The 6,412-nt window shown below is 44.1% G+C and carries 17 protein-coding genes; 1 reads left to right on the forward strand and 16 read right to left on the reverse strand.

Translation table 11 applies throughout. The annotated features are described in order from the left end of the window. Positions 1 to 66: 66 nt before the first annotated feature. Genes Q4B82_RS09030 through Q4B82_RS09045 form a run of 4 tightly spaced genes read right to left on the reverse strand, consistent with a single transcriptional unit; the run spans position 67 to position 1,180 of the window. Positions 67 to 339 (reverse strand): hypothetical protein, encoded by a 273-nt coding sequence (locus Q4B82_RS09030; RefSeq protein ID WP_303066129.1) that lies wholly within the window; start codon positions 337 to 339, stop codon positions 67 to 69. Continuing rightward, positions 329 to 661 carry a hypothetical protein gene (locus Q4B82_RS09035; protein ID WP_303066130.1) on the reverse strand — a complete coding sequence of 111 codons (333 nt, stop codon included), beginning with the start codon at positions 659 to 661 and terminating at the stop codon, positions 329 to 331. The genes Q4B82_RS09030 and Q4B82_RS09035 overlap by 11 nt, the downstream gene beginning before the upstream one ends. Further along, positions 658 to 915, reverse strand: coding sequence for a hypothetical protein (locus tag Q4B82_RS09040; protein WP_303066131.1), 258 nt, complete (start codon positions 913 to 915; stop codon positions 658 to 660). Before Q4B82_RS09040 ends, Q4B82_RS09035 begins: the two co-directional genes overlap by 4 nt. Next, complete coding sequence (locus Q4B82_RS09045) at positions 821 to 1,180, reverse strand: hypothetical protein (protein ID WP_303066132.1); 360 nt, start codon at positions 1,178 to 1,180, stop codon at positions 821 to 823. Before Q4B82_RS09045 ends, Q4B82_RS09040 begins: the two co-directional genes overlap by 95 nt. A gap of 55 nt (positions 1,181 to 1,235) precedes the next feature. Here Q4B82_RS09045 and Q4B82_RS09050 point away from each other — a divergent pair, with 55 nt between their 5' ends. Continuing rightward, entirely contained in the window at positions 1,236 to 1,415 is a 180-nt protein-coding gene (locus Q4B82_RS09050) for a hypothetical protein (protein WP_303066133.1), read from the forward strand. Here the strand turns inward: Q4B82_RS09050 and Q4B82_RS09055 are convergent. The 12 genes from Q4B82_RS09055 to Q4B82_RS09110 form a co-directional block, all read right to left on the reverse strand. Next, the gene (locus Q4B82_RS09055; RefSeq protein WP_303066134.1) at positions 1,381 to 1,542 is read right to left on the reverse strand and encodes a hypothetical protein; all 162 of its coding nucleotides are present in this window, start codon (positions 1,540 to 1,542) and stop codon (positions 1,381 to 1,383) included. The genes Q4B82_RS09050 and Q4B82_RS09055 overlap by 35 nt on opposite strands. Next, on the reverse strand, positions 1,543 to 1,893 hold the full coding sequence (locus tag Q4B82_RS09060) for a hypothetical protein (RefSeq protein ID WP_303066135.1): 351 nt from the start codon (positions 1,891 to 1,893) through the stop codon (positions 1,543 to 1,545). A gap of 12 nt (positions 1,894 to 1,905) precedes the next feature. Further along, complete coding sequence (locus Q4B82_RS09065) at positions 1,906 to 2,097, reverse strand: hypothetical protein (protein ID WP_303066136.1); 192 nt, start codon at positions 2,095 to 2,097, stop codon at positions 1,906 to 1,908. A 13-nt stretch (positions 2,098 to 2,110) separates the two neighbouring features. Continuing rightward, positions 2,111 to 2,761, reverse strand: a complete 651-nt coding sequence (locus tag Q4B82_RS09070) for a glycoside hydrolase family 19 protein (RefSeq protein ID WP_303066137.1) — start codon at positions 2,759 to 2,761, stop codon at positions 2,111 to 2,113. A gap of 5 nt (positions 2,762 to 2,766) precedes the next feature. Continuing rightward, positions 2,767 to 2,901, reverse strand: a complete 135-nt coding sequence (locus Q4B82_RS09075) for a hypothetical protein (RefSeq protein WP_303066138.1) — start codon at positions 2,899 to 2,901, stop codon at positions 2,767 to 2,769. An 18-nt stretch (positions 2,902 to 2,919) separates the two neighbouring features. Further along, on the reverse strand, positions 2,920 to 3,657 hold the full coding sequence (locus tag Q4B82_RS09080) for a Rho termination factor N-terminal domain-containing protein (protein ID WP_303066139.1): 738 nt from the start codon (positions 3,655 to 3,657) through the stop codon (positions 2,920 to 2,922). Between the two features lie 92 nt (positions 3,658 to 3,749). Then, positions 3,750 to 4,223, reverse strand: a complete 474-nt coding sequence (locus tag Q4B82_RS09085) for a Mor transcription activator family protein (RefSeq protein ID WP_303066140.1) — start codon at positions 4,221 to 4,223, stop codon at positions 3,750 to 3,752. An 89-nt stretch (positions 4,224 to 4,312) separates the two neighbouring features. Continuing rightward, complete coding sequence (locus tag Q4B82_RS09090; RefSeq protein ID WP_303066141.1) at positions 4,313 to 4,747, reverse strand: gp16 family protein; 435 nt, start codon at positions 4,745 to 4,747, stop codon at positions 4,313 to 4,315. Positions 4,748 to 4,810: 63 nt separating this feature from the next. Beyond that, positions 4,811 to 5,083: an HU family DNA-binding protein gene (locus Q4B82_RS09095; protein ID WP_303066142.1), complete on the reverse strand. Its 273-nt coding sequence runs from the start codon at positions 5,081 to 5,083 to the stop codon at positions 4,811 to 4,813. 100 nt (positions 5,084 to 5,183) lie between these two features. After that, positions 5,184 to 5,396 (reverse strand): hypothetical protein, encoded by a 213-nt coding sequence (locus Q4B82_RS09100; RefSeq protein ID WP_303066143.1) that lies wholly within the window; start codon positions 5,394 to 5,396, stop codon positions 5,184 to 5,186. Next, positions 5,396 to 5,917: a host-nuclease inhibitor Gam family protein gene (locus tag Q4B82_RS09105; RefSeq protein WP_303066144.1), complete on the reverse strand. Its 522-nt coding sequence runs from the start codon at positions 5,915 to 5,917 to the stop codon at positions 5,396 to 5,398. Before Q4B82_RS09105 ends, Q4B82_RS09100 begins: the two co-directional genes overlap by 1 nt. A 91-nt stretch (positions 5,918 to 6,008) precedes the next feature. Further along, positions 6,009 to 6,412: hypothetical protein (locus Q4B82_RS09110; RefSeq protein ID WP_303066145.1), on the reverse strand; the 404-nt coding region annotated here is incomplete at its 5' end.

Raw genomic sequence — 6,412 nt, forward strand, 5'->3', positions numbered from 1 at the left:
GTTTGGCGATGGTTACATCTTGTTTTGCTTGAATTTCTTTCAAGGCTTGTAAAATGGGGTCTTGGTTTACGGACATGATTTGTCTGCCTTTTTGTCTAATTTCTCGTTTACTTCTTTCAGGCTGCCTTTGATTTCGCGCAGATTGTCCAAAATTTCTTGGCGCAATTCGCGTGCATCACTTTTGCTTTGGTAGCCTTTTTCCACATCGTGCAAACGCTCGCGCAATTTTTCGCGTTCCTGTTCGGCTTCTTTCAGGCGTTGCGACAAGCCGTTTACCCAAAACCAGCCAGCAGCCGTTGCCACGCCCCACAGGGTTTTAAAGCCAAATTCAAAGTCCATCGTCATTGTCCCCCATCAACCGCACTTGCAGGTATTCATGCACCGCATCAGACACAATCCAGCCTTTGCCACCACGTTCCAGATGACAGCCAACAAACACCGTACGCAGCAGATTTTCCGCGCCCATGATGTGTTCAGGCAGCCTGAAAACCACATCAAACTGCAAATTCAAATGCAAACTGTGTTCAATGCGGTTGCGCCTTAAAATATCGCCGATGCGCGAAACAAACATTTCCTGTTCGCGCACCTTGCTCAATCCCAATTCAATGCGAGCATGATGCACCGACAACACGCGCTGGACTTGTTCACGGTAATTCATCATTCACGCTCCGTTGCCCAGCCAATCCAGCCACGCAGTTGATTTTCCAAATTTTTCACATAACGCCCAAACTCAACCGCATGGGTCAAAATGGCTTCCTGTGAGCCGTCTTTCGGTGGTTCAGGGCGTTGTGGCATCACGAGCAGGGCTTGTGGAACAGGTTTACTCGTAACCGAGTGATTTTTTGTAGTGCTGCAAGCTGTACTCGCCAAAAGTGCAATCGCCAACACCATTGGCGCGGTCTTTTGCCATAACATTGTGGATTTCCTTTTTTAATTCATTGGCTTGGATTTCATTTTGCTTTTGAAATTCAAGCTGCTGTTGGCTGATTTGTTCGGCTTGTTTGAGCCAAAGGGCTTGTTTTTCTTGATGTTCTTGCGCTTGTTGCAACAAGATTTGTTGATAATGGGATTGGGTTTTCAGGCTGCCTGAACGGTGTCCAAATGAAAACGCCAAACCCATTAACAGCAATAAAATCAATGGGACAAGCAAATAGCGGTGGTATTTTAAAAATAACAACATCATTTTTTTCCTGTGATATGATTTTGTTTTTCCAACAAATCAAAGGTGATTAACAATGAAAAAAGCCGATGCAGAAGCCATTGCCATCAGATTTTTATTGGCACAGCTTGAACAAAAACAAATTGTTGATGCTGGACATCATGCCGAACGTTGTTTACAAAATTGGATTGAATTTTTTGAACAACATATTTCTGATGATGTTAATCTTGACCTGTTAAAGCATTTAATTGATTAAGTGTTTTTGCAATTTGCTCTACTTGCGACACACTTAATATCTCGCCTTGTTCAGCCGCCATCAAAACGGCATGAATAAGGCGTTTAATTTGCCATTCAGGTAATGTTGCCAAAATGGATGTTTCCATTTAATCGCCTTTCTCAATCCGTTTTTCACTAACCTGCTGAATGCCAGCAATGCCACGTTTAATCAAACTTGCACCGCCCACAATGCTGCCAAAAGTAACCCATTTCCATTCGGCTGGCTCGGTGCTTAAAAATTGCCATGTCATTGCCCCTGCCATCACGTTGTACCAAACTTTGTCTGATGACAACGCGCCTGTGGTCGGATTGTTTACCATGCCACCCAACCAATGTTTCAGGCTGCCTGAAAATGACTTTTGCCCCGTTGTGGCACGCGGTGGCGATACATTCGCATTTGCGCGATATTGGGTGGCAGATGTCCGTATGTTTTGCCGACTTTGTTTACCCTTTTCCATAAACGCATAACCTTACTTTCTTTGCGAACGGCGTTGGCGAGCGGCACGTTTGGCGGCTGCTACGCCTGATTTGCCTAAATTGATGGGATAACGCGGCACGAGCGCGAATGTTGGAGTACGTTTCATCTCAAAACGCACCTGTTCGCCCACCGTATTTGCAATCACAAGTGCGGATAAAAATTTCGTTATTTTGGGTAAGCCCATATTTCTGCCCCTTTTAAACCGCGTTTAAAGCCGCTTCAAACACAAGCGCATATTTGTAAATTTGAATTGACTTATCCATACCATTAACTGTTCGGCGAGCGGCAACGTATTCGGTTTTGTTGTCGTTGATGTAGTCGGACAATTTTTTGCCTGTGAACCAGCCTTCTTTCATGCCTAAAATCATGATTTTGGCGGATAAATCCATTTGCAAAGCCAAATCGGGATTGTTCAACAAATCCACGCCCAGCTTTTGCCCTGCGCGTAAATAATTGTCGTACCACGTCAGTTGCACGAAACCGCGACCGTAAAATAAGTGTGGGCATTCGCTTTCTGTATAGACAACATCACGCGAGCCGTTTTTGTAACAGTATTTCACGCCTACACTGTTGGTTTGCCAGCGACCATAGGCGTAATTCTGTCCGCGCCCATATTCGGCAATCGGTTGCATGGTGCGTGCGGTTTCATGATACGCGGTTGCCAGCACATAAGCGTGCTGCTGCACGGTCAGACCGTGTTCCACACCAGCCAACACCAGCGCATTAATGCCGTCCACTTGGCTTTGATTCAGGCTGCCTGAAAACAGATTTTTGCGGACATAGTCAAAAAACGCGCCATTTGCCAATGCTTGCGCTGTGTTTTGTTGTGCGATTTGGGTTTCGTTCATATTGCTCAATCCAGTTGTTTGATAATGCGTTGATTATCGTTTTTCAGGCTGCCTACCGTGTCTTGTAGCATTTCAGTACGCGCAAAAAAACCGCCTAAACGCGGTAAACGTTTAAGCGGTTTTTGCAATCGTTTTGTCATTTATTGTTTCATTAAAATTTATTTTTCTCTGCGTTTATATTTATAAGATAAAAATGTAGGGTCTCCTAAAAAGTAGGGCGGTAATTGTAAAAATCGCCCTGTTTGTGGGTCTGGTTGAGGATATTTGACAATACAGTGTTTCATAAATAACGTTGTATCCTCTTGTCTATCATGTGTGATAAAACCCAGTTGAGCTTCAAATATTCTTAAATCAATCTTTTTTTCATTTTGTTGTAAAGCGGTATAACGTTGGAAAATACCACAAACCAATAAATGACATTTTTCTTTAAATAATTTTTTGTTGTAATCAATCATTTTATTACGAATAAAATTTTTTGCGTCATCTTGTAAATCAATGGCTTTAAGCTGTTGGCTGATTGCCAAAATCATTTCTGCTTTGCGAGTAGGCAAACCTTTGATGCCTTTATTTTTCGCAATTTGTTTTATTTCAGATACTGTTAATTGTTCTAAAAATTCAACCACATTTTTGGGTGTTTTAGGGTATTCAAACAAGAAATGGAAATCGTATGGAATAATGTTGTGGTCTCGGCAAAATTTCACACATTCATTGAAATATCGCCACTCAAAATCTTGGTAATCAAGTTGTTGCATAAAATGCTTAACAACCGTTCTCCTGTTTTCATTATCATAAAATTCAAATGCTTGTTGAAGTTTATTTTCCAAATTCAAATCAGGATTGAGCTTAAATTCCCACAAAATCTGCTGAATGGCTAATGATAAATAATCTTGTTCCATATTGTTTACCCTTAATTTTAGAATGGGTATTTTAGCCAAAACCCCAATAAAAAAACAGGCTAATGCCTGAAAAAGCATTAACCTGTTTGGGTTTAAAACAAACTGTTTTGATTGGGGCTGTCGTTTTCAGGTAGCCTGTCCGATTGCTTGATGATGCTCCAAATGCGCCTGTCGCTCAATTTGTGTTCTGCCACCAAATTGTTTACCGCAAGCATGGCAGACATTTTGCCCTGTTGTGTCCATTCATCAAATTGACGGCGGATTAAGCGGTTTCGCAATTCCAACACCGCATTTTCGCATTTGGGAATGTAGATTTTGCGCTGCGTGGCGTATGCGGCTTCAATTTTCAAAGCAATGTCTTCGCCCACCGCTTCGGCAAGCATGGCGTGTAACACTTTGCCTTGTTTGATTTGATTTTTGCCAATGGGAATGTGTGTGCCAGCATAGTGGCGCACCAAAGTGAATGCCGCTTCTTCGCCTGCCACCAGCAGCAACTGTTCAAAAGCAGGTGGCAGCAAATGACGAAGTTGCGCCAAATCTTGTTCAAGAAAATAAAGGTTTTGCATGGTCGGCTTTCTTTCGTTTAAGTTTATGATATAATTTGATTTATTTTAGATTTTTACTGTCCGCCGACCATGTTGTTTGGCGGATTTTTTTATGCCTTTTTTGCGTGTGCTGCCTGTGTTTTCAAATTTTGGTAATTGAGCGCAATCAATACTTTGCGAAGTTGCTGCTCATTCAGTTGATTGACATTGTCTTTTTGAAACATACGCTTGGCAATGCCATTGGCATATTCCCAAGTTTTGTCTGTTTCTTTCAACAAAACCGCGATTTTGTTCATCAATTCAGACACATCAGTCAAATGCAAAGGCTTGCGACCGATGGATTGGGTGGTGGGTTTAAAGCCCAAGCGTTGCATTTCCGCCATGATTTTTTGCAGTTGCAGCAAATTGCATGATTTGCAACTGTCTTGCCCCACCACACGCTGCAAAATGGCACGGTAGTTATCATCGTCCAATGCCAATTCTTTCTGTGCAACTTTGATTTTTGCAATCAATCCTTTGCGTTTTTCTTCATAGGTTTTTGCCATGATGTTTTTCCTTATGTCGCACGGTTTCAGGCAGCCTGAAACCGTGCGGTTTGGTTTAGAAAATTAAGCGACCGTGTCTTTCAACGATTTACCTGCTTTGAATTTCACGGTTTTGCTGGCAGCAATGGTAATCGGCTCGCCTGTTTTGGGATTGCGTCCTGCGCGTTCAGCACGCTCAGCAACGGTAAAACTACCAAAGCCCGTGATGTTCACTTCGCCACCGCGTTCCAATTCATCAGCAACCGCATAGCAAAATGAGTTCAGCATATTTTCTGCTTGCTTTTTACTCGTTGCGGCGCGTTCGGCAATCGCTTCAATCAATTCAGATTTATTCATGGTTTTAAACTCCAATTAAACAAGATTTAAAAAATCGGCGGATTTTTAAAAACCGCTCCGCCGTTGCGGTGTTTTTGTTTTCAGGCAGCCTGAAAACAGCCTAGCCCAGCATTTGGACTAATGCATCTTTTGACGGGATAAGCAGTATGCCCAAAGCCGAAACAGACCAAACGAGCACAAGTTTAGGATGAATCCCTACACTCAAGCTGCGGCTTTTGGCATAACCCATCCATACAATCAAGGCAATAATCCAAAATACGGCATTGCACAGCATATCGATGTTGTGGCTGATTTCAATCAGCCAGAGTTTCATTATGAAAGCTCCTGATTGTGTGGTTCGATGACGAAGAACTCTTTACCCTGCACGATTTTCAACCCTGCTACGGGGTGAGCGGTAAAAAATTCGGGTTCGTTCAGCACCGCTTCTTTGTTCACTTCTTTTTTCACGCGGATAAAGCGTTCAAAAATCGGGTTGTTTTCCAGCAGCGCGAGTACCGCATCGACACCTGAAACGGTGCATTTGGGCGGATTGTTGCGCCAGCGTATGATGCCTGTGGTCAGATCGGCGAATTTGACTTTGCCGTTGTCGGTCAGCGCATCGCGGTGGGCGGTTGCCCATACCTTTACGGCTTCTTCCAGTTGTTCGATTTCGGCTGTTAGCGGTGCAACTGCTTCATCTGCCTGCTTTTGTAGCTCGGCGACTTGGTCGTTTAGGGCTGCCTGAACGCGGTCTTTGTCGCGGACTAAATCGCCGATGCGTTTGATGGCTTCTACGGCTTCATCTCGGCTTTGGCAGCCAATGACGGCTTGGGTTTTGGTTTTGCTTTTTGTCATGGTTTTGTCTCCATTGGGGGGTTAAAGGGAATGATTTGCGGATTGTGTCGGGCATGAATGCCCGACCTACGGGGCTTCAGGTAGCCTGTGTTTAAAGTTGTTTGGCTTGCGCCAATATTTGCAGGATTTGCTTTAATCGCTGTTTGTTTTTGGCGATTTGCTCGGGTGTGAGCGGTGGGGCTTTGGCTTCGATTAGTCCTGCAATCGGTGGGACTTGTCGTGCTGGGATTTGCTCTATCAGTTGCGCTGGGCTTATCCATCTGCTTGATTGCTGCATCACGCATCGGAAGGCTTCAGGTAGCCTGTTGTGGTCGGTTTCGGATTGCCAGTGGCGGGTGATGGGCGTGAGGGCTTCTTCCCACACGGCTGCCAATGCGGTGATGGTGTCGGCTGGTGGTGCGCCTTGCAGTCTTAAAACCAGCAATTTTTGTAAGCCATCAATCATTTGGTTGTATGCCCAGTCGGGCATTTTCTTGGGGGCATTCATCGGCGTAG

This window comes from Alysiella sp., assembly GCF_030525755.1.
Lineage (GTDB): Bacteria > Pseudomonadota > Gammaproteobacteria > Burkholderiales > Neisseriaceae > Simonsiella.